This is a genomic window from Myxococcus sp. MH1 (assembly GCF_059738865.1).
Genome location: NZ_AP026947.1, coordinates 5,834,073 through 5,853,890, shown reverse-complemented (window position 1 = coordinate 5,853,890; position 19,818 = coordinate 5,834,073). Strand labels below are relative to the sequence as shown.

The following is a 19,818-nucleotide window of genomic DNA, read 5'->3' as shown; positions in this document are numbered from 1 at the left end:
TTCCTCTACGGTCCGCGTCCATGAACCGGACCCGACTCACGCAGTCGTTGCTGCGCTCGGCCCTCGCGGCCCTGGCGCTGACCGCCGCCCCTGGCCTCGCCCAGACGCCCGCCCCCAAGGCCACGCCCGAAGAGGCGAAGCAGTTCGCCGAGAAGGTGAACGCGGACCTCAAGCGCCTGTGGACGAAGCAGGCCACCGCCGAGTGGATCAAGTCCACGTACATCACCGACGACACCGAGCGGAACGCCGCCTACGTCAACGAGGAGGTGCTCGGCTACGTCAACGGCGCCATCAAGGACTCGCGCCGCTTCGACGGGCTGAAGCTGGACGCCGACACCGCGCGCATGCTGCACCTCTTGCGCGTGTCGCAGGCGCTGCCCGCGCCGTCGGACGCGAAGAAGCGCGCGGAGCTGGCCACCACGGCCGCCAAGCTGGAGGGCCTCTACGGCAAGGGCAAATACTGTGGCGCCGACGGCAAGGGGAAGTGCCGCGACCTGGAGGAGCTCTCCGACGTCATGGCCGAGAGCCGCGACTACGCCGCGCTGCTCGATGCGTGGCAGGGCTGGCACTCCATCTCCCGGCCCATGCGCCCGCTGTACGAGAACCTGGTCACCATCTCCAACGATGGCGCCAAGGACATCGGCTTCAACGACCTGGGCACGCTGTGGCGCTCCGGCTACGACATGCCGCCCGCGGAGTTCGAGAAGGAGGCCCAGCGCCTGTGGGGCCAGGTCAAGCCCCTGTATGACGACCTGCACTGCTACGTGCGCGGGCGGCTGGCGAAGCAGTACGGCGCGGACAAGGTGCCCGCGGGCAAGCCCATCCCGGCGCACCTCTTGGGCAACATGTGGGCCCAGGAGTGGAACAACATCTACCCCCTGGTGGAGCCGTTCCCCGGTCAGGCCAGCCTGGACGTGGACGCCGCGCTGAAGGCGCAGAACTACGACGCGCTGAAGATGGTGCGACTGGGGGAGAAGTTCTTCACCTCGCTCGGCCTCAAGCCGCTGCCGGAGACCTTCTTCGAGCGCTCGCAGTTCACCAAGCCCAGGGATCGCGACGTCGTCTGCCACGCCAGCGCCTGGGACGTGACGTACGAGAACGACCTGCGCATCAAGATGTGCATCAAGCCCACCGAGGAGGACCTGGTCACCATCCACCACGAGCTGGGCCACAACTACTACTACACGTACTACTACAACCTGCCCGTGCTCTATCAGGCCGGCGCCAACGACGGCTTCCACGAGGCCATCGGCGACGCGCTGACGCTGTCCATCACCCCCGCGTACCTCCAGCAGGTCGGCCTGCTCAAGGAGGTGGCGAAGAACGACAAGAACCTCATCAACCTCCAGCTCAAGGACGCGCTGGAGAAGGTGGCCTTCCTGCCCTTCGGCCTGCTCGTGGACCAGTGGCGCTGGGAGGTCTTCTCCGGCCGCGTGAAGCCGGCGGACTACAACAAGTCCTGGTGGGCCCTGCGCCAGAAGTACCAGGGCGTGGCCGCGCCGGTGGCCCGCTCCGAGCAGGACTTCGACGCGGGCGCCAAGTACCACGTCCCCGCCAACGTCCCCTACACCCGCTACTTCCTGGCCCGCATCCTCCAGTTCCAGTTCCACAAGGCCCTGTGCGAGGCCTCCGGCTACAAGGGCCCCCTCCACGAGTGCTCCATCTACGGGAACAAGGAGGCCGGAAAGCGGCTGCAGGCGATGCTGGAGCTCGGCGCCAGCAAGCCCTGGCCGGATGCGCTCCAGGTCGTCACTGGGACTCGCCGCATGGATGCGACACCGTTGCTGGATTATTTCAGCCCTCTGCGTCAGTGGCTGAAGACCCAGAACAAGGGCCAGAAGTGCGGATGGTGAAGGTCCCTGGTGGACTTCCCGGGGAAAGGCCGCGTAGATTCTCGGGGTCCGTTAGAGTTCGCTCGGTAGGACCGGACGGCGGATTTTCGCGTCCGTGACGAAAGAAGAAGAAAGCAAATGGCTACTGGTACCGTGAAGTGGTTCAACGATGCGAAGGGCTTTGGCTTCATCACCCAGGACGGCGGTGGTGAGGACGTGTTCTGCCACCACACCGCCATCAACATGGATGGCTTCCGCACCCTCCAGGAGGGGCAGAAGGTGGAGTTCGAGGTCGCCCGCGGCCCCAAGGGTCTTCAGGCGCAGAACGTCCGCGCTGCCTGATTCCCGGCGTCGTTCGTAACGACTTCCTGGATGCATCATGAGGGTCCGGCCTGCCAAGGGTCGGGCCCTTCGTGCTTTCTCGGAGCTGTCCATGTCCTCGTCGAAGCCGCGTCGGGTGTCCCCGCTGCACGCCCTTCCCCTGGTGATGCTGCTGGGGTGCTCCACGACGTCCCCCACGCCGACGCCCGCCGCCGCGGTGGATGCGCGGCCCGCTCCCGAAGGCCCCGCGATGAAGCCCTCGTCCGACGCGCTGGCCCAGGTGACGGCGGAGCTGGTGGCGAAGCACGGCGAGGCGCAGCGCGCGCGCATCGAGCGCGGCGTGGCTCAGGTGGCCCTGCTGTGGCGCACCGAGGACGGCGACCTGGCCGCCTTCGCGCGCGAGCAGTTCGTGTCGGACCCCCAGGTGCTGGACGCGACCTTCGCGCGGCTGGAGCGCCTGTTCGAGCAGCTCGACGGGCACATGCTGGAGCTGGGGCGCGAGACGCAGTGGTACACGGACCTGGACCTGGGTCCGCTGCTTCCCGTGGAGCCGCTGGTGGCGTCGTATGACCCGTCCTCGCATGTGACGGAGGATCTGTTCCGCGCGAAGGTCGGCTTCGTGGTGCTGCTCAACTTCCCGCTGACGACGCTGGAGGAGCGGGCGCGCCAGGGCGCGACGTGGACGCGGCGGCAGTGGGCCGAGGCTCGGCTGGCGGGGCGCTTCAGCATGCGCATCCCCGCGGACGTGCAGCAGGCGTCCTCGCGCGAGGTGGCGGCGGCGAACCTGTACATCGCCGAGTACAACGTGTGGATGCACCACCTGGTGGACGAGCGCGGCGAGCGGCTCTTCCCCAAGGGCCTGCGCCTCATCAGTCATTGGAACCTGCGCGACGAGCTGAAGGCGGACTACGCGGACCCGCGCGGACACGAGAAGCAGCGGACCATCGTGCAGGTGATGGAGCGCATCGTCACCCAGACGATTCCGGCCGCGGTCATCGACAACCCGAGGCTGGACTGGAACCCGTTCACCAACGCCGTCACGGTGGCGCCGCCCCAGACGGTGGAGGCGGACGCGCCCTCGCGCGAGGCCCGCGCGGACGCCACGCGGGAGGCGGACGTGCGCTATGCGCGGATGCTCGCCATCTTCCGGGCGGAGCGGAAGCTGGACGCGTACGCGCCGGTGGCGCCCACGCGCATCGCCCGCTCGTTCGAGCTGGGACGTGAGCTGCCCGAGGCACGGGTGAAGGCGCTGCTGACGCAGGTGCTGGAGTCACCGCTGGTGCCCCGCGTGGCCGCGGAGATCCAATCCCGGCTGGGACGGAAGCTGGAGCCGCAGGACGTCTGGTACGCGGGCTTCAAGCCCGGGGCGAAGCGGCCGGAGTCGGAGCTGGATGCGCTGACGCGCAAGCGCTACCCGACGGCGGAGGCGTTCGCGAAGGACCTGCCGCGCATCCTCCAGGGCATGGGCTTCAGCGCACAGAAGGCGGACTGGCTGGCGGCGCGCATCCGCGTGGATGCCTCGCGTGGCGCGGGCCATGCGCAGCAGGCGCTGCGGCGCGGTGACTTCGCCCGGCTGCGCACGCGAGTGGAGAAGGGGGGCATGGACTACAAGGGCTACAACATCGCGGTGCACGAGCTGGGGCACAACGTGGAGCAGACCTTCGGGCTCTACGGCGTGGACCACACGCTGCTCACCGGGGTGCCCAACAACGCCTTCACGGAGGCGCTGGCCTTCGTGTTCCAGGCGAGGGATCTGGAGCTGCTGGGGCAGGGCAGGCCCACCGCGGAGAGCGAGCGGGAGCGGGTGCTCGGCGACTTCTGGCAGACCTGGGAGCGCTCGGGCATCGCGATGGTGGACATGGCCGTGTGGCATTGGCTGTACGCGAACCCGGAGGCCACGCCCGCGCAGCTGCGGGACGCGGTGGTGTCCATCTCCCGCGACGTGTGGAATCGCTACTTCGCGCCGGTGCTGGGGGGAAAGGACACCACGCTGCTGGCCGTCTACAGCCACATGATCAGCTACCCGCTGTACCTGCCGGACTATCCGCTGGGGCACCTCATCGCGTTCCAGATCGAGGAGCACCTGTCGCGCAAGGGGCCGCTGGGGGCGGAGTTCGAGCGGATGGCGACGTACGGCTCGGTGACGCCGGACCTGTGGATGACGCACGCGACGGGGGCGCCGGTGAGCGCGGAGCCGCTCTTGCGCGCGACAGAGGCGGCGCTGAAGGCGCGACCGTAGGGTAGGCTCGGCGCCGCTCATGCCCATCAAGCGTCGCATCAAGGAGCTGTTGGCCCAGGGGGTGGTGAAGGGAAGCCGGCGGCTCGGGTTGCTCGACGACCCGAGGCTGTTCCAGGTCTACGAGCGTGGCGGCTACCACGTCACGCCGAACCACTTCTATCAGCCCATCCCCGACACGGGCTCGCTGCCCGAGGCGCTGTGGGGCACGCGCTCGAAGATGGTGGGAATCGACCTGCGCGAGTCGAGCCAGCTCGCGCTGCTCGAGCGCCTGTCCTCGAAGTACCGCGACGAGTACCAGGCGTTCCCGAGGTCCGCGACGGGCGAGCCGCACGTCTACCACCTGGGCAACAGCGAGTTCGGGACGGTGGACGCGGAGGTGGCCTACGGGCTGGTGCGCGAGCTGCGGCCGCGAAGGCTGTTCGAGATCGGCTCCGGCTGGTCCACGCGGCTGTCCGCGCAGGCGTGCCGGAAGAACGAAGGGGAGGGCGCGCCCGCGTGCGAGCTGGTGGCCTTCGAGCCCTATCCGAGCGAGGTGCTGCGCGCGGGCTTCCCGGGCCTGACGCGCCTGGAGCCGCTGAAGGCGCAGGACATCCCGTACTCGGAGGTGGAGCGACTGGAGGCGGACGACATCCTCTTCATCGACTCCAGCCATGTGTTGAAGGTGGGCAGCGACGTGCAGGTGGAGTTCCTGGAGCTGCTGCCTCGGCTGAAGAAGGGCGTGGTGGTGCACGTCCACGACATCTTCCTGCCGGCGGAGTACCCGCGCGCGTGGGTGCTGGAGCACCGGCGCTTCTGGACGGAGCAGTACCTGCTGCAGGCGTTCCTGAGCTTCAACGACAGCTTCGAGGTGCTCTGGGGCAGCAGCTTCATGCACCTGACGCATCCGGAGCGGTTGCGTCAGGCGTTCCCGTCGTACCGGGGGGCTCCCGAGGACTGGCCCGGGAGCTTCTGGCTGCGTCGGGTGAAGTGAGGCGCTGACTACTGACGGGTGTCGCCGGGGATGGCGACCAGCTCCACGTCGAAGGTGAGGACGGCGTTGGGCGGGATGCGCGAGCCGGAGGGCGGACGCTCGCCGTACGCGGTGTCTCCAGGGCAGGTGAGCTTCGCCTTGCCGCCGACCTTCATGCGCGACACGCCCTGCGTCCAGCAGGGGATGACGCCGTTGAGGGGGAACTCGACGGGGATGCCGCGCTTGGCGGACGTGTCGAAGATGGAGCCGTCCACGAGCCGGCCCTCGTAGTGGACCTTGACGGTGTCGGTGGCGCGCGGGCTCTTGCCCGTGCCCGCCTGCGTCTCGCGGTAGATGACGCCCGAGGGCAGCTTCACCGCGCCGGGCTCCCTCGCCGCGCGCACCAGGGCCGCGTTGCCGGCCTGCGCCTGACGCGACTTCGCGAAGGCCTGGATCTTCGGCGCGAACTCCTTGGGCTCGAGGGCGGCCGTGCCGGCCATGCCGTCCACCATGCCGCGCTGGAGGATCTGCACCTCCTCCGGCGTGAGCGCGAAGAGGGACAGGTCCTTCCCCACGCTGGCGCCCAGCGCGTAGATGGTCTGCTGCTCCTCGGTGAGCTCGCCGGGGTCCACGGCCGCTGGCGCCGCTGGCGCCTTCGTGGCGGGCTCGGCCTTCTTCACGGGAGCCGGAGCACCGCCTTGCGCGTGCGCACCCGTGGCGCCGAGCACCAGGGCGAGCGTTGCCATCCACATCGTTCGCATGGTTCCACCTTTCCTCATGGGCACTGGAATATAGGGCCCGAGCGTCCGCGCCCAGCACGAACTGGGAGTCGCGAAAGGGTCGTTTTCTTGCGCGACACGCTCGTGCCTCTACCCTGCGTCCAGGTTGCTTCAACCCCGGAGCAACCTGTTGCACGCAGCGAAGGAGCTGGAGCGATGAGCGACAAGCGTAAGTCGAAGCGGGCGCCCCTCGACATCTACCTGAACAAGTACATGGGCGGCGTGCCGTACATGTCGCGGGCCGCGGACATCAGCCCGGAGGGTGTGAGCCTGGCCCGGTTGATCGAGCCCCAGCACGACGCCAAGCGCGTGGGTCTCCAGTTCCAGCTGCCGGGCTCGGAGGAGATCATCTACGCGGAGGGCGAGGTGGTGCGCGAGTGGGTGGAGCTGTCCACGGCCAAGCGCGAGCACTCGGGTGTGCGCTTCACGCTGCTCACCGAGCGGCACCGGAAGATGATCGACGCGTACGTGGACCGTCACGGCCGCGCGGGCAGCGAGAACTGACGCACCGCGCTGTCGGGCCTCGGGGGTTGCCTTGACTTCCTTCGAGGTGGGCTCGTTGAATGGGTTGCCATTCTGCCCTGGGACTACCCAAGGTATCGGGTGAGGACAGGAGGAGCTCCGTGAGCCGAGCACGATGGGCGGTATTGCTGGTGGTGCCGATGGTGGCATCGGCCCAGGGCAAGGCGGTGAAGCCCGCTCCCACCGTGGAGGTTGTCCGTCCGGTGGGAAGTGTGGGTGTGAACTGGGAGGGGCAGGTGCTCCGGGCGACGGGAGCGGGTGCTCCGGACCTGAAGGCCGCGAATCCCTCTCAGGCGAGACTCGGGGCCGAGCGGGTGGCGCGGCAGGTCGCGTCCCGGAATCTGCTCGAACAGGTGCGCGCGCTGCAGCTGCGGGCGGACCGGAGCGTCGGCGACGAGATGGCGCGCGACGACGTGCGCGGCCGGGTGGAAGCGGCCGTGAACGGGTTCAAGGTGGTCGCGAAGCGTTTCTATTCGGACAGTGGCGTGGAGCTGGACGTGGAGGTGCCGCTGGCGGCGATCACCTCCGCGCTGGTGGACCGCGGGCCGGAGTCCGTCATCGTCTTCAACCGCGAGGGCGCGAAGAAGTACACGGGCCTGGTGGTGGACGCGCGAGGGCTCGGGGCGAAGCCGGTGCTCGCGCCCCGGTTGTTGGATGCGGCGGGCAAGGCGCTCTATGGCGCGGGTGCGTTGGCGAGCGAGGTGCGGGAATCGACGGGGGTCGCCGCGTGGTTCCGGAGCCTGGACGCGGCGAAGAAGGCCGCGCTCGTGGGCGAGAAGCCGATGGTGGTGAAGGCCACGGGGCTGAAGGGCTCGGACCTGGTGCTCGCGTCGGAGGATGTGAAGACGCTGGGTGAGGTCGACGCGCGCTTCCTCGCCGAGGGCCGGGTCGTCATCGTCACGCAGTGACCCGGGCATGGATTCGCGGCGCGACTTCGCAGGGAAGAGTGGGTGACGGGGTGCGACGCCGTCTGGTGACTGGGTGGTGTGCGTGGTTGGTGGTGGGCGCGCTGTCGGGGTGTGGGCGCAAGGAGCCCGACTCCGTAGCGAAGGCGCGCGAGCTGATGGCGGGGGCGAAGCCCACCAGTGGGGATGTGTCGCTGCGCTGCGTGCCCGAGGACGCCGAGGTGTATCTGGACGGCGTGCTCCAGGGTGTGTGCAGCGACTATGCGGGCAATCCACGGGGGCTCAACCTGGGCGTCGGGCTGCATCAGATTGAGGTGAAGAAGCACGGGTACTGGCCGTACACGACGTACTACGAGCCCAGCGGAGCGCGGGCGCGACTGAACGTCACGCTGCGCGCCACGGAGTCCGCGCCTCCCGCGGAAGGGACGCCCTGAGGGGCGTGAGTCTTCGGCGGTGACTCGGGCGCTGTGGTGCACGGCGCGACGGTGATTCCCGGGGCGTGCCGGACCTTCGCTCGGGATGGCAGCGCTGTTTTCGATGTCGCGAGGATGCACGAGCAAGGTGCGCCCCAGACCACGAGGCGCCCCAGCGAGAGGGTCCTCCGGATGGCAGCGCCGTGTTCGATGTCGCGAGGATGCACGAGCAAGGTGCGCCCCCCCACACCACGATGCGCCCGAGGGAGAGGGGCATCCTCCCGTATTCTCGTCCCTTCCTTCCGCATGGCAGCGCTGTGTTCGATGTCGCGAGGATGCACGAGCAAGGTGCGCCCCCCACACCACGATGCGCCCGAGCGAAAAGGTCCGTCTCCAGTGTTCTCGCCTCTTCCTTCGTGCGTCGGGACGGCCCGCGCGGGACGTAAGGAGGCACTTCGGCCAGCCGGTTGCTCGCTCCCGATGCAGGTCCCGGACCGCTCTCGGGAGGGCGGCCCTGTGTTCGATGTCGCCAGGAAGTACGAACAAGGTGCGTCCCCCAGGTCAGGAGGCGCCTGAGCGAGGAGCCCCACTTGGTTTCTCGTCCCTTCCTCCTTTCCTCGGGACGGCCGCGCGGGGCAGGGAGGCACTTCGACCAGCCAGGCGCTCGCTCGCCGAGGTATTCAGGGTTGCGAGGGCGCGGCCCGAGGTGGGTCCTTCGTCCGGGAGGGGCCTGCAAGCTAGGCTGCGCGCTTTCGGGTCGTGACATGGCGGCTTGTAAGGAGCCGGAGTCCGCGAGTGCTTCGCGGAGGAGCGTGGGTCATCGGACGGCGCAACAAGAAGAGCAGCCCTGGGTCCATCAGCCGTGCGCCGGTGCCGCCCGTGCTTCACTCGGTGAAGACGGAGGAGCCCGCGGTCCCCGTGGCCGAGTCCGTACCTGACGTCGAGCTGACGGAGACCGAGGCGCGCCGCATCGACCTGTGGTGGTCGGCGGTGATGGTGGGCTCGCTGGGGCTGGTGTTTGCGCTGCTCGCGGTGTTCGGCGGCGTGGCGGTGCCCGTGCTGCTGGCGCTGTCCGGCGCCTACATCTTCAACCCGATGGTGACATCCCTGGAGCGCCGCGGACTCGATCGGACCCTGGGGACGACGCTGGTCTTCGTCGCCGGGACGTTGCTGCTCGTGGGCGCGGTGCTCTACCTCATCCCCGTGTTCCGCGACGAGGCGTTGAAGCTCCCGGACTTCTTCTCGCGAGCGAGCACGCAGGTGGTGCCGCGTGTGGAGGCGCTGGTCGGCGCCTCGTTGCCGGACCTCATCCGTCAGCGCACGACGGAGCTGGGGCAGCAGGCCTCCGAACTGGTGCAGAGCGCGGGGCCCGCGGCGGCGCGAATCGTGGCGGCCTTCGCGGGCAACACGGCGCGCTTCGTGGTCACTCTGCTGGGGCTCGCCGTGGTGCCGGTGCTGGCGTTCTTCTTCCTCCAGGACTACCCCTGGTTGATGGGGCGGGTGAAGGACCTGCTCCCGCGTCGCTCGGTGGCGCTGGTGGCGCGCCGCTTCGCCGAGGTCGACGAGGTGCTCTCGGCCTTCGTGCGCGGGCAGCTGACGGTGGGGGCGCTGCTGTCGGTCATCTACGCGGCGGGCCTGTCCATCGGCCGCATCGACATGGCCATCGTCATCGGGGTCATCGCCGGCTTCGGCAACATGGTGCCGTACCTGGGCACGGGCGTGGGCATCCTGCTGTCCCTGGTGGGGCTGATGCTGTCGTGGCAGGGGCCCTGGCAGATTGGCGTGGTGGCGGGCACGTTCATCATCGGCCAGATGCTGGAGGGGTTCGTCATCACCCCGCGCATCGTGGGCGAGAAGGTGGGCCTGGCGCCCGTGGCGGTCATCATCGCCATCCTGGCCTTCGGCGAGCTGTTCGGCTTCGTCGGCATCCTCCTGGCGGTGCCGGTGGCGGCCATCCTCAAGGTGGTGCTGCGCGTGGTGGTGCAGCGCTACCAGCGCACACGCCTGTACACCGGCGAGTCGCAGTCCGCCTGATGGGGAGGGCGGCTCCCTGCGAGCCGCCGGGCCACCCTCGGGTGGGAACCCCGCGCCAGGAGCGGGCCTCCGCGTTATGCCCGGGCTGGTTTCGAGCGGCGGAGGGCCGCCTTGAACAGGAGCGTGCGTTGACGAAGCTGGAGAAGCTACACCAGGAGATCGCCTCGTGTCGGGCCTGCCCCCGGCTGGTCGAGTGGCGCGAGGAGGTCGCCCGGGTGAAGCGCCGTGCGTACCGCGAGTGGACCTACTGGGGCCGTCCCGTCCCGGGGTTCGGTGATCCACGGGCCCGGCTGGTCATCGTCGGTCTGGCGCCGGCCGCGCACGGAGCCAACCGGACGGGGCGGATGTTCACGGGAGATCGCTCGGGCGACTTCCTGTTCGCGGGGCTGCACCGCGCGGGGTTCGCGAACCAGGGGACCAGCGAGCACCGGGACGACGGCCTGGCCCTGAAGGACGCCTTCATCGTGGCGGCCGCCCGCTGCGCTCCCCCCGATAACAAGCCGCTCCCGGAGGAGGTGGCCCGCTGCGCGCCGTTCCTGGACCGCGAGATGGCGCTCCTACCCGCGCGGGTCCTGCTCGCCCTGGGCGCCATCGGCTGGAACGCGGCGCTGGCCTCGCTGGAGCGGACGGGGGTGACGTTCGGCTCACCCCGGCCGGCCTTCGGGCATGGGGCGGAGCTGCCGCTGCCGGGCGGGCGGACGCTGGTGGGCTGCTACCACGTGAGCCAGCAGAACACGCAGACGGGGCGGCTGACGCCCGCCATGTTCGACGCGGTGATGGCGAGGGTCCACGCGCTGATCCGCTAAAAGAAGGAAGATCGAAGGCTCATCGGCGTGTTTGCTTGACAGTCGCGGGAGCCCGCTGGTATTCCCCGCGCCACCTCAGCACCAACGGGTCGTTAGCTCAGCGGTAGAGCACTACCTTGACACGGTAGGGGTCAGTGGTTCGATCCCACTACGACCCAACTCAGTTGAAGTGAATCTCCAGCGGGCGGCACGGCTTCTCAAGAGCCCTGCCGCCCGCGGTTTTTTCGGAGGTATCGCATGTCCGACATGATCACCGTGACGCTCCCCGACGGCACCCAGAAGCAGACGGCCCGGGGGACGACCATCGCGGACTTCGTGCGGGAGGGCATCGGCGCGGGCCTGGCGAAGGCCGCCCTGTTCGCCCGGGTGAACGGCCAGGACATGGACCTGAGCCGCAAGCTGGACGAGGACGTGAAGCTGCAGATCTTCACGCCCAAGAGCCCCGAGTCGCTGGAGCTCATCCGTCACGACGCGGCCCACGTGGTGGCCAGCGCCGTCCAGCGCATCTTCCCCGGCACGCAGGTGACCATCGGTCCGGCGACGGAGGAGGGCTTCTATTACGACTTCTTCCGCGAGAAGCCCTTCACGCCCGAGGACCTGGAGAAGATCGAGGCCGAGGCCAACGCCGAGCTGAAGAAGGACCTGGCGTTTGTCCGCACCGAGATCTCCATGGAGGAGGCCATCCGCCTCTTCGAGGAGAAGGGTGAGAAGTTCAAAGTGGAGATCGTCAAGGACATCGCCGAGCGCGGCGCCAAGACGCTCACCCTCTACACCCACGGCGACTGGGTGGACTTCTGCCTGGGGCCCCACGCCCCGAGCACGGGGAAGATCGGCGTCATCAAGATCCTCTCCTCGAGCGGCGCCTACTGGCGCGGCGACCACCGCAACCCGATGCTCCAGCGCGTCTACGGCACGGCCTTCTTCGACAAGAAGGCGCTGCAGGAGTACCTGACGCGCATCGAGGAGTCGAAGAAGCGCGACCACCGCAAGCTGGGCAAGGAGCTGGACCTCTTCCACTTCCACCCGTACGCGCCGGGCGCGGCCTTCTGGACCGCCAAGGGCACCACCTTCTACCAGACGCTCTCCGACTGGATGCGCCGCCTGACGAAGGACGACGGCTACGTGGAGATCAAGACCCCCTTGATGTTCAACAAGGGGCTCTGGGAGACCAGCGGCCACTGGGGCAAGTACAAGGAGAACATGTTCCTCGTGCTCGACAGCGAGTCGGGGGAGCATGACTTCTCGCTCAAGCCGATGAACTGCCCGTCGCACCACCTGTTCTACGGCTTCAAGAAGCACAGCTACCGCGACCTGCCCCTGCGCCTGCACACCCAGGACGTGCTGCACCGCAACGAGGCGGCGGGCTCCCTGGGTGGCCTGACCCGCGTGCGCCAGTTCGCACAGGACGACGCGCACATCTACTGCACCGAGGCGCAGATCACCGACGAGGTGAAGCGCTTCGTGAAGCTGCTGGACCACGTCTACAAGGCGGTGGGCCTGACGTACGCGGTGAAGCTGTCCACCCGCCCCGAGCAGCGCCTGGGCGACGACTCGCTGTGGGACCGCGCCGAGGCGGGCCTCAAGACGGCGCTCGAGTCGCTGGGCCTCGCGTACGAGTTGGCCCCGGGCGACGGCGCCTTCTACGGCCCGAAGATCGACTTCGCGGTATCCGACAGCATCGGCCGCCGGTGGCAGCTGGGCACCATGCAGCTGGACTACCTGGCCCCGGAGCGCTTCGACCTGTCCTACGTGGGCGAGGACAACGCGCTGCACCGCCCGGTGGTGCTCCACCGCGCCATCTTCGGCTCCTTCGAGCGCTTCACGGCCATCCTCATCGAGCACTTCGCGGGGGCCTTCCCGGCGTGGCTCGCGCCCATCCAGGCGGTCATCGTCGTGGTGGCGGACCGTCAGGCAGACTACGCCCGCAAGGTGCGTGACACCCTGCGGGCCAAGGGCTTCCGGGTGGACTTCGATGATCGCGGCATGTCGCTCAACGCGAAGATCCGCGAGGCCCAGCTCCAGAAGATCCCGTTCACGCTCGTGGTGGGCGACAACGAGGTCTCTTCCGAGAGCGTGTCGCCCCGTCGCTACGGCGGCGAGGACCTCAAGAGCATGAAGCTCACCGACTTCGAGGCCCTGCTGGCCAAGGAGTCCGCGCTGCCGTGAGCAGTTGGCCCGCGTCTTGCGGACGGGTCTTGACTCCCAGTTGCACCCAAGTAAGGTGCGGCGCTTTCCGATGGGGGCGTACACCGCTCGGGTGGTGAGCGAGCGGGTGGATGGGCGAGGGTGGAGGACTGGGAGGGTGGCCAGGGCGGACGGAAGGTGTGGGCGTGGGCAGGCAACCTGGAGAGGCGGCGACCGTGTAGGCGCGCGGTGCCACTTCTGAGTGCGGTAGCCGTTCCAGTCGAGACGAAAGAGTGATACAGGCTGCCGCCTCCCGCCGTGGCCTGGAAGTGACAACGCCTGAGGCCGCGAAGCTGACGGCACGCTGTAAGGAAGGAATCAGGACGATGCCGAAGTTGAAGACCCGCAGTGGCGCGAAGAAGCGCTTCCAGGTGAAGAAGAGCGGCCAGGTCAAGCACGGCAAGGCCTACGGCAAGCACCTCTTCACGCACGCCAAGACGCCGAAGCAGAAGCGCGGCAACCGCGGCACCAGCCATCTTCGCGATATGGACGCGAAGAAGGTCATCAAGGAGATGTTCCCCTACGGGGCCTGAGCCTCGGCTCGGCAACCCTGACGTCCCTGGTGGAGCGGCGTGAAGCCTGCGCCCCGGGACCGACAACCTACGCAGTACGGAGTGAGTGAGACATGCGCGTCAAGAAGGGTGTAAAGGCTCGTCGCCGTCGCAATAGTATCCTGAAGCTGGCCAAGGGCTTCCGCGGCCGTCGCAAGAACTGCTACCGCCGGGCGAACCAGGCGGTCGAGCGCGCGCTGGACTACGCCAGCCGTGACCGCATGCAGCGCAAGCGCGACTTCCGTCGCCTGTGGATCGTCCGCATCAACGCGGCGGCCCGCACCGTCGGCCTCTCGTACTCCAAGCTCATCGCGGGCCTGGCCAAGGCGAAGATCAGCCTGGACCGCAAGGTCCTGTCGGACATGGCCATCGCGGATCCCGCGGGCTTCGCGGCCGTCGCCAACATCGCGAAGGCGGCCTGAGACACGCCGGCCCTCACGGGCGGGTGACAGAGCGGGTGGGGTGGCCTTCACGGGCCGCCCGCCTGCGAGAGTGAACGGGTCGCCTCACCAGGCGGCCCTTTTTTTTGTCCCGGAAGAAGCCCTCGGGCCCGGGGAAGCGACAACGGAGGCACACGGCCATGCGAGACAGGTTGCAGGCGTTGGCGGAGGCCGCGCGGCAGGAGATTGCGGGCGCGTCGGACAGGCCCGCGGTGGAGGCGCTCAAGGTCCGCTACCTGGGCAAGAAGGGCGAGCTGTCCGCGGTGCTGGGCGGCATGGGCAAGCTGGCCCCGGACGAGCGCCGGGCGCTGGGCGAGGTGGCCAACACCGTGAAGGCGGAGCTGGAGACGCTCCTGTCCGCCGCCCTCCAGCGGGTCGAGGACGCCGAGCTGGAGGCGCAGCTGCAGGGCCCCGGGCTGGACGTGACGCTGCCGGGCCGCGCGGTGAAGCCGGGCAGCCGGCACCCCGTGTCGCGGACGATGGAGGACATCGTCCGGACGTTCTCCCGGCTCGGCTTCGACGTGGCGAGTGGTCCGGAGATCGAGCTGGACTACTTCAACTTCGAGGCGCTGAACCTGCCGAAGGACCACCCCGCGCGGGACATGCAGGACACGTTCTACGTGGACGAGCCCTCGCTGGGACACGCGAAGAAGGCGGACAGCTCGGTGCTGCTGCGCACGCACACGTCGCCGGTGCAGGTGCGCTACATGCTGCAGCGCAAGCCGCCCATCCGCGCTGTGATGCCGGGGCGGGTGTACCGGCGCGACTCGGACATCACGCACACGCCGATGTTCCACCAGGTGGAGGGGCTGCTGGTGGACAAGGACGTGACGTTCGCGGAGCTGAAGGGCTCGCTGGACGCGTTCGTGAAGGCGTTCTTCGGTTCGGAGACGAAGACGCGCTTCCGTCCGTCGTTCTTCCCGTTCACCGAGCCGTCGGCGGAGGTGGACATCTCCTGCACCTCGTGCGGCGGCAAGGGCTGCCGGGTGTGCAAGCAGACCGGGTGGCTGGAGGTGCTGGGCAGCGGGATGGTGCACCCGAACGTCTTCACGTCCGCGGGGTATGACCCGGGCGAGGTGACGGGGTACGCGTTCGGCATGGGCGTGGAGCGAATCGCCATGCTGCGCTACCGCATCGACGACCTGCGGATGATGTTCGAGAACGACGCTCGGTTCCTCGAGCAGTTCTGAGTCCTGGCGGGCGCGGGCCCGCATGCCGCTCCCTGGAGGAGTGGCGCGGCCCGCGCTCCTGTCTTCGTCCCGAGAGAGCAAGAGGGTGGACCTGTGAAGATTTCGGTGAAGTGGCTCGGCGATTACGTGGCGCTGCCGCCGTCGGTGGACGAGCTGGCGCGCAAGTTGACCGCGGCGGGCCTGGAGATTGAGGGCCAGGAGAGTCCGGCCGAGGGCCTGCGCGGCGTGGTGGTGGCGCAGATCAAGGAGTCGGTGCAGCACCCCAACGCGGACAAGCTCTCCGTCACGAAGATCGACGCGGGCGGGGACGCGCTCATCCAGGTGGTGTGCGGCGCGAAGAACTACAAGGTCGGCGACAAGGTGCCGCTGGCCACCGTGGGGACGAAGCTGCCCAACGGGATGGAGATCAAGCAGGCGGCGCTGCGCGGTGTGGACAGCTCCGGCATGCTCTGCTCCTCGAAGGAGCTGGGGCTGAGCGAGGAGTCGAGCGGGCTGCTCATCCTCTCGCCGGACCTGAAGCCGGGCACGCCCATCGCGCAGGCGCTGGGGTTGGATGACGTGGTGCTGGAGGTGAACGTCACGCCGAACCGGCCGGACGCGCTGAGCCACCTGGGCGTGGCGCGCGAGGTGGGCGTGGTGACGGGAGCGGCGTTGAAGCTGCCCCAGCCGAAGCCGGTGGAGTCGGGCTCGCCCGCGTCCGAGAAGGTGAAGGTCCGGGTGGAGAGCCCGGAGCGCTGCCCGCGGTATGCGGCCCGGGTGGTGGAGAACGTCACCATCAAGCCGTCGCCGCAGTGGATGCAGGAGCGACTGAAGGCCTGTGGCGTGCGGGCCATCAACAACGTGGTGGACGTCACCAACTACGTGAACCTGGAGTACGGCCAGCCGCTGCACGCGTTCGACCTGGACAAGCTGTCGGGGCAGGAACTCGTCGTCCGCACCGCGGCGAAGGGCGAGAAGCTGACCACGCTGGACGGCAAGGCGCGCACGCTGGACGTGGATGACCTGGTCATCTGCGACAAGGAGCGGCCGCAGGCGCTCGCGGGCGTCATGGGTGGTGGGGACAGCGAGGTCACCGAGAAGACGACGCGGCTGGTGCTCGAGTCGGCGAACTTCGCGGGCGCCGGGGTGCGCCGGACGGCGAAGCGGTACGCGCTGCACACGGAGGCGTCGCACCGGTTCGAGCGGGGTGCGGACCTGGACGCGGTGGTGCCGGCGATTGATCGGGCCGCGCAGCTCATCGCGGAGCTGTCGGGCGGCACGGTGGCGCCGGGTCGGGTGGAGGTGTACCCGGCCGAGAAGCCGCGGCGGCAGGTGACGCTGCGCTTCGCGCGGGTGGAGAAGGTGCTGGGCGTGGCGGTGCCGGAGGTCGAGGTGCGTCGCATCCTGGCGGCGCTCGGGTTCGAGCAGGTGTCCGAGGGCGCGGGGCAGGCGACGTACGAGGTGCCTCGGGCGCGCGTGGACGTGGAGCGTGAGGAGGACCTGCTGGAGGAGGTCGCCCGCGTGTTCGGCTACGACAACATCCCGGCGAAGCTGCCGCGGGGGCTGGCGTCGCTGGCGCCGGAGCCGGCGAACTCGGAGGCCGAGCGGCGGTTGCGGCACGCGCTGGCGGGGGCGGGGCTGGACGAGGTGGTGAACTACTCGTTCGTGGCGCCCAAGAGCCTGGAGGTGCTGGGCCTGAAGGAGCAGCCGGTGGCGCTGCTCAACCCGCTGAGCGTCGAGCAGTCGGTGATGCGGACGAGCCTGCTGCCGGGGCTCCTGGAGAACCTGTCGCGCAGCGTGCGGCACCAGGTGGAGTCGGTGTCGCTGTACGAGACGGGCCGGGCGTACTTCCGGGATGCGCAGGGCGGGCAGGGGACGCGGCCGGCGGCGCGCGAGGTGAACCGGGTGGCGGGCCTGGTGTGGGGCCTGCGGGGTGGGGAGCGGAGCTGGACGCAGAAGGACGCGCGGGCGGACTTCTACGACGCGAAGGGGGCGGTGGAGGCGCTGCTGGCGGCGCTGCGGGTGGAGGGAGTCACCTGGTCGCTGGGCGGGCCGTCGGCGTACCACCCGCGAGCCAGCGCGGAGGTGAAGCTGGCGGACGGCACGGTGCTGGGCCACGTGGGGGAGCTGCACCCGAAGGTGGTGAAGGCGCTGGGGTTGCCCGAGGGCGTGTTCGTGTTCGAGCTGGACACGGAGCCTTTGTACGCGGCGTCCCGGCTGGTGCCCGAGTACCGGGCGCTGCCGAAGTTCCCGGCGGTGCTGCGGGACCTGGCGGTGTTGGTGCCGGTGGAGCTGGAGACGGGGGCGGTGCGGAAGGTGATTCTGGAGGTGGGCGGGGCGCTGGTGGAGGACGCGTTGGTGTTCGACGTGTACACGGGCAAGCAGATTCCCGAGGGGAAGAAGAACCTGGCGTTCGCGCTGCGGTACCGGGCTTCGGACCGGACGTTGACGGACGTGGAGGTCAACGAGGCGCACAAGCGGATCGTCTCGGAGGTGGACCAGCGGCTGGGTGCTTCGTTGCGTGCCTGAATTCCTGAATGAAGTCAGAGGGTTGACTTGGCTTCGGGAAGGCTGCAACAGTGGCCGGGCGTTCACCGCGCTGAGGGTGAGGGCATCCCGAGGATTCGCATGACGAAGGCGGACATCATCGAGGGCGTCTACGAGAAGGTCGGCTTCTCGAAGAAGGAGTCGGCCGAGATCGTGGAGCTCGTGTTCGACACGCTCAAGGAGACGCTGGAGCGTGGGGACAAGATCAAGATCTCCGGGTTCGGCAACTTCCAGGTGCGCCAGAAGAAGGCGCGCGTGGGCCGCAACCCGCAGACGGGCAAGGAGATCGAGATCTCGGCGCGTCGGGTGCTGACCTTCCGGCCGAGCCAGGTGTTGAAGAGCGCGCTGAACGGCGAGGCCCCGCCCGAGGATCACGCGGAGATCGACGCGCGGGAGGAGGCGGCGGCGGACGCGGCGGAGGCCCGTGGCGAGGACTTCGACGAGGAGGGAATGGAGGACTCGGAAGGGTAGGTTTTTCCACGGCGCCCTGCTGCTCTTGCTTGACCTGGGCGTTGTGTAGGGGCATAAGGGCGCACCGTTTCACGACGGCGGCCGCAAAGAAGTTCTCGGGGCGTAGCGCAGCCTGGTAGCGCACTTGCTTGGGGTGCAAGTGGTCGCAGGTTCAAATCCTGTCGCCCCGACCAATAGAAGGCCCTGGAGTCCTTGGCGAAAGCTGGGGGCTCCAGGGCCTTCGACTTTTTGGGATTCCGGCCCCCAGCCGCGAACCGGCAGAGTTCACTCCCTCGGCCTTACATCGGGGAGTTCCTCTTCCAGTCGACGGATGCGTGGGTAGAAGAGCGCTAGGAGCGTGGCTCCCAGGACGAGCGCCCCCGCGATGACGAGCAGCGCCGCGCTGCCTCTCCCGGTGCCCACGCCAATCCAGGCGCCCAGGCTCGTGCTCCATCCTCCGCCTGGCGCCATGCGCGGCTCGAAGACGCGGTCGACCAGCGGCCCTGCCACCGCGTAGGCCAGGGGCGTCGGGCTGGTGGCGAGCAGGAGCCGGATGGCGAAGACGCGTCCCTGCACAGCGGGCTCGACCTTGGCCTGCCAGAGCGCCTGACTTGAGGCGTTCGCGACCGCCGCCCAGAACATGAACGAGAAGGCGGCGACCTGAATGAAGACGAGCGATGGTTGCGCTCCCGCGAACACGAGGCTCACACCGAGCATCGCTCCGGAACCCAGCACTACGTACATCCGGCCTCTTCGCGGGCCGCCCCAGACGCTCATCAAGAGGCTTCCGCCCAACATGCCAGACCCGGCGATGGTCAGCGTGATACCCAGGGCCGCGGGCGAGGCCAGGCTCAACACGATGGGCTGTGCCAACACCTCCGTGAAGGCGGCGCACAGGTTGATGAGCGCGAAGTACACCAGCATTCCCAACAGCCCCGGGCGCGCCGCGACGTAGTGCCAGCCCTCGAACGCATCTCGCCAGAGTGAGCCTCGCGCGGTGGAGGTGCTCGGCATGCGACCCAGCGGAGGAATCCTCGCGCTCAGCAGCGTGACCAGCGCGATGAGGAAGGTCGCGAAGTCCACCAGCATCACACCCTGGATGCCCACCGCTACGAGCAACAGCCCCGCCACGGGTGGCGCCGCGAGCCTCCCTAGGGACTGGGACAGCTGCACCATGCCACTGGCTCGACCCAACTGCTCCCTTGGCACCAACTGCGTCGTGGCCGCCGTATACGCGGGCACCTGGAAGGTGCTGGCGATGGCTCCCACCATCACGGAGACGTGGATGTGCCAGACCTCCAGCCTGCCCGCGAACATCAGCAGCGCGAGACTCGCCGTGGCTGCCGCCGCCAGCGTGTCGCTCAGGATCATCACCCGACGACGGTCCATCCGGTCCGCCAGCACCCCCGCCAACGGCGAGAGCACGAGCGAGGGCAGCGCCGTGTAGAGCGAGATCAACGCGAACTGCGTCACCGACCCCGTGCGCTGGTAGACCCAGACCCCCAACGCGAACGCCGTCAGCCTGGAGCCCAGGATCGAGACGAGCTGACCTGCCCAGATGCGCAGGAAGACGGCGAATGCCGGGGCAGGGGACTCCTTGGGCTGGACCACGAAGCCTCCTGCCACTGGCGTTCCCGTGGCCAGGGCAGGTCCCTCCGGTTGTTCCTGTCGAGAAGC

Annotated in this window: 17 protein-coding genes and 2 tRNA genes; 17 read left to right on the top strand and 2 right to left on the bottom strand. The window is 68.8% G+C overall.

What is annotated here, in order from left to right:
* Nucleotides 1-20: 20 nt before the first annotated feature.
* From AC6JA9_RS22865 to AC6JA9_RS22850, 4 genes are all read left to right on the top strand, one after another.
* The gene (locus AC6JA9_RS22865; RefSeq protein WP_497957829.1) at nucleotides 21-1,853 is read left to right on the top strand and encodes a M2 family metallopeptidase; all 1,833 of its coding nucleotides are present in this window, start codon (nucleotides 21-23) and stop codon (nucleotides 1,851-1,853) included.
* 117 nt (nucleotides 1,854-1,970) lie between these two features.
* A complete protein-coding gene (locus AC6JA9_RS22860; RefSeq protein ID WP_015349926.1) occupies nucleotides 1,971-2,174 on the top strand; it encodes a cold-shock protein in 204 nt (67 codons plus the stop codon).
* 91 nt (nucleotides 2,175-2,265) lie between these two features.
* A complete protein-coding gene (locus AC6JA9_RS22855; protein ID WP_305070717.1) occupies nucleotides 2,266-4,392 on the top strand; it encodes a hypothetical protein in 2,127 nt (708 codons plus the stop codon).
* A 19-nt stretch (nucleotides 4,393-4,411) separates the two neighbouring features.
* A complete protein-coding gene (locus AC6JA9_RS22850; protein WP_497957828.1) occupies nucleotides 4,412-5,362 on the top strand; it encodes a class I SAM-dependent methyltransferase in 951 nt (316 codons plus the stop codon).
* Between the two features lie 8 nt (nucleotides 5,363-5,370).
* On the opposite strand, the gene AC6JA9_RS22845 is transcribed toward AC6JA9_RS22850, so the two are convergent.
* Nucleotides 5,371-6,102 carry an FKBP-type peptidyl-prolyl cis-trans isomerase gene (locus AC6JA9_RS22845; RefSeq protein ID WP_497957827.1) on the bottom strand — a complete coding sequence of 244 codons (732 nt, stop codon included), beginning with the start codon at nucleotides 6,100-6,102 and terminating at the stop codon, nucleotides 5,371-5,373.
* Nucleotides 6,103-6,276: 174 nt separating this feature from the next.
* Here AC6JA9_RS22845 and AC6JA9_RS22840 point away from each other — a divergent pair, with 174 nt between their 5' ends.
* The 13 genes from AC6JA9_RS22840 to AC6JA9_RS22780 all read left to right on the top strand — a co-directional run bounded on the left by AC6JA9_RS22840 (nucleotide 6,277) and on the right by AC6JA9_RS22780 (nucleotide 18,335).
* Nucleotides 6,277-6,624, top strand: a complete 348-nt coding sequence (locus tag AC6JA9_RS22840; protein WP_046713983.1) for a PilZ domain-containing protein — start codon at nucleotides 6,277-6,279, stop codon at nucleotides 6,622-6,624.
* A 119-nt stretch (nucleotides 6,625-6,743) separates the two neighbouring features.
* Entirely contained in the window at nucleotides 6,744-7,550 is an 807-nt protein-coding gene (locus AC6JA9_RS22835) for a TP0624 family protein (protein ID WP_194869005.1), read from the top strand.
* A gap of 50 nt (nucleotides 7,551-7,600) precedes the next feature.
* On the top strand, nucleotides 7,601-7,981 hold the full coding sequence (locus AC6JA9_RS22830) for a PEGA domain-containing protein (RefSeq protein WP_497957826.1): 381 nt from the start codon (nucleotides 7,601-7,603) through the stop codon (nucleotides 7,979-7,981).
* A gap of 870 nt (nucleotides 7,982-8,851) precedes the next feature.
* On the top strand, nucleotides 8,852-9,994 hold the full coding sequence (locus AC6JA9_RS22825) for an AI-2E family transporter (protein ID WP_497960735.1): 1,143 nt from the start codon (nucleotides 8,852-8,854) through the stop codon (nucleotides 9,992-9,994).
* A gap of 128 nt (nucleotides 9,995-10,122) precedes the next feature.
* On the top strand, nucleotides 10,123-10,800 hold the full coding sequence (locus AC6JA9_RS22820; RefSeq protein ID WP_223751820.1) for a uracil-DNA glycosylase: 678 nt from the start codon (nucleotides 10,123-10,125) through the stop codon (nucleotides 10,798-10,800).
* An 86-nt stretch (nucleotides 10,801-10,886) separates the two neighbouring features.
* Nucleotides 10,887-10,958: transfer RNA gene (locus tag AC6JA9_RS22815), tRNA-Val, on the top strand.
* 79 nt (nucleotides 10,959-11,037) lie between these two features.
* Nucleotides 11,038-12,966, top strand: coding sequence for a threonine--tRNA ligase (gene thrS, locus AC6JA9_RS22810; RefSeq protein WP_223785854.1), 1,929 nt, complete (start codon nucleotides 11,038-11,040; stop codon nucleotides 12,964-12,966).
* 344 nt (nucleotides 12,967-13,310) lie between these two features.
* Nucleotides 13,311-13,517 (top strand): 50S ribosomal protein L35, encoded by a 207-nt coding sequence (gene rpmI, locus AC6JA9_RS22805; protein WP_046713978.1) that lies wholly within the window; start codon nucleotides 13,311-13,313, stop codon nucleotides 13,515-13,517.
* Nucleotides 13,518-13,609: 92 nt separating this feature from the next.
* The gene (gene rplT / locus AC6JA9_RS22800) at nucleotides 13,610-13,957 is read left to right on the top strand and encodes a 50S ribosomal protein L20 (RefSeq protein WP_141323077.1); all 348 of its coding nucleotides are present in this window, start codon (nucleotides 13,610-13,612) and stop codon (nucleotides 13,955-13,957) included.
* 158 nt (nucleotides 13,958-14,115) lie between these two features.
* The gene (pheS, locus tag AC6JA9_RS22795) at nucleotides 14,116-15,165 is read left to right on the top strand and encodes a phenylalanine--tRNA ligase subunit alpha (RefSeq protein ID WP_074952357.1); all 1,050 of its coding nucleotides are present in this window, start codon (nucleotides 14,116-14,118) and stop codon (nucleotides 15,163-15,165) included.
* A 93-nt stretch (nucleotides 15,166-15,258) separates the two neighbouring features.
* A complete protein-coding gene (gene pheT / locus AC6JA9_RS22790) occupies nucleotides 15,259-17,673 on the top strand; it encodes a phenylalanine--tRNA ligase subunit beta (RefSeq protein ID WP_267700844.1) in 2,415 nt (804 codons plus the stop codon).
* A 99-nt stretch (nucleotides 17,674-17,772) separates the two neighbouring features.
* Nucleotides 17,773-18,162 carry an integration host factor subunit alpha gene (locus AC6JA9_RS22785; RefSeq protein WP_046713974.1) on the top strand — a complete coding sequence of 130 codons (390 nt, stop codon included), beginning with the start codon at nucleotides 17,773-17,775 and terminating at the stop codon, nucleotides 18,160-18,162.
* A gap of 96 nt (nucleotides 18,163-18,258) precedes the next feature.
* Nucleotides 18,259-18,335: transfer RNA gene (locus AC6JA9_RS22780), tRNA-Pro, on the top strand.
* A gap of 91 nt (nucleotides 18,336-18,426) precedes the next feature.
* Here the strand turns inward: AC6JA9_RS22780 and AC6JA9_RS22775 are convergent.
* Nucleotides 18,427-19,752, bottom strand: coding sequence for an MFS transporter (locus tag AC6JA9_RS22775; RefSeq protein ID WP_497957825.1), 1,326 nt, complete (start codon nucleotides 19,750-19,752; stop codon nucleotides 18,427-18,429).
* Between the last annotated feature and the right edge of the window lie 66 nt (nucleotides 19,753-19,818).

Coding starts and splice junctions, on each gene's coding strand:
- AC6JA9_RS22860 (WP_015349926.1), top strand. CDS start 1,971: ATGGCTACTGGTACCGTGAAGTGGTTCAACGATGCGAAGGGCTTTGGC.
- AC6JA9_RS22850 (WP_497957828.1), top strand. CDS start 4,412: ATGCCCATCAAGCGTCGCATCAAGGAGCTGTTGGCCCAGGGGGTGGTG.
- AC6JA9_RS22840 (WP_046713983.1), top strand. CDS start 6,277: ATGAGCGACAAGCGTAAGTCGAAGCGGGCGCCCCTCGACATCTACCTG.
- rplT (WP_141323077.1), top strand. CDS start 13,610: ATGCGCGTCAAGAAGGGTGTAAAGGCTCGTCGCCGTCGCAATAGTATC.
- AC6JA9_RS22845 (WP_497957827.1), bottom strand. CDS start 6,102: ATGCGAACGATGTGGATGGCAACGCTCGCCCTGGTGCTCGGCGCCACG.
- rpmI (WP_046713978.1), top strand. CDS start 13,311: ATGCCGAAGTTGAAGACCCGCAGTGGCGCGAAGAAGCGCTTCCAGGTG.
- AC6JA9_RS22865 (WP_497957829.1), top strand. CDS start 21: ATGAACCGGACCCGACTCACGCAGTCGTTGCTGCGCTCGGCCCTCGCG.
- pheS (WP_074952357.1), top strand. CDS start 14,116: ATGCGAGACAGGTTGCAGGCGTTGGCGGAGGCCGCGCGGCAGGAGATT.
- AC6JA9_RS22785 (WP_046713974.1), top strand. CDS start 17,773: ATGACGAAGGCGGACATCATCGAGGGCGTCTACGAGAAGGTCGGCTTC.
- AC6JA9_RS22855 (WP_305070717.1), top strand. CDS start 2,266: ATGTCCTCGTCGAAGCCGCGTCGGGTGTCCCCGCTGCACGCCCTTCCC.
- thrS (WP_223785854.1), top strand. CDS start 11,038: ATGTCCGACATGATCACCGTGACGCTCCCCGACGGCACCCAGAAGCAG.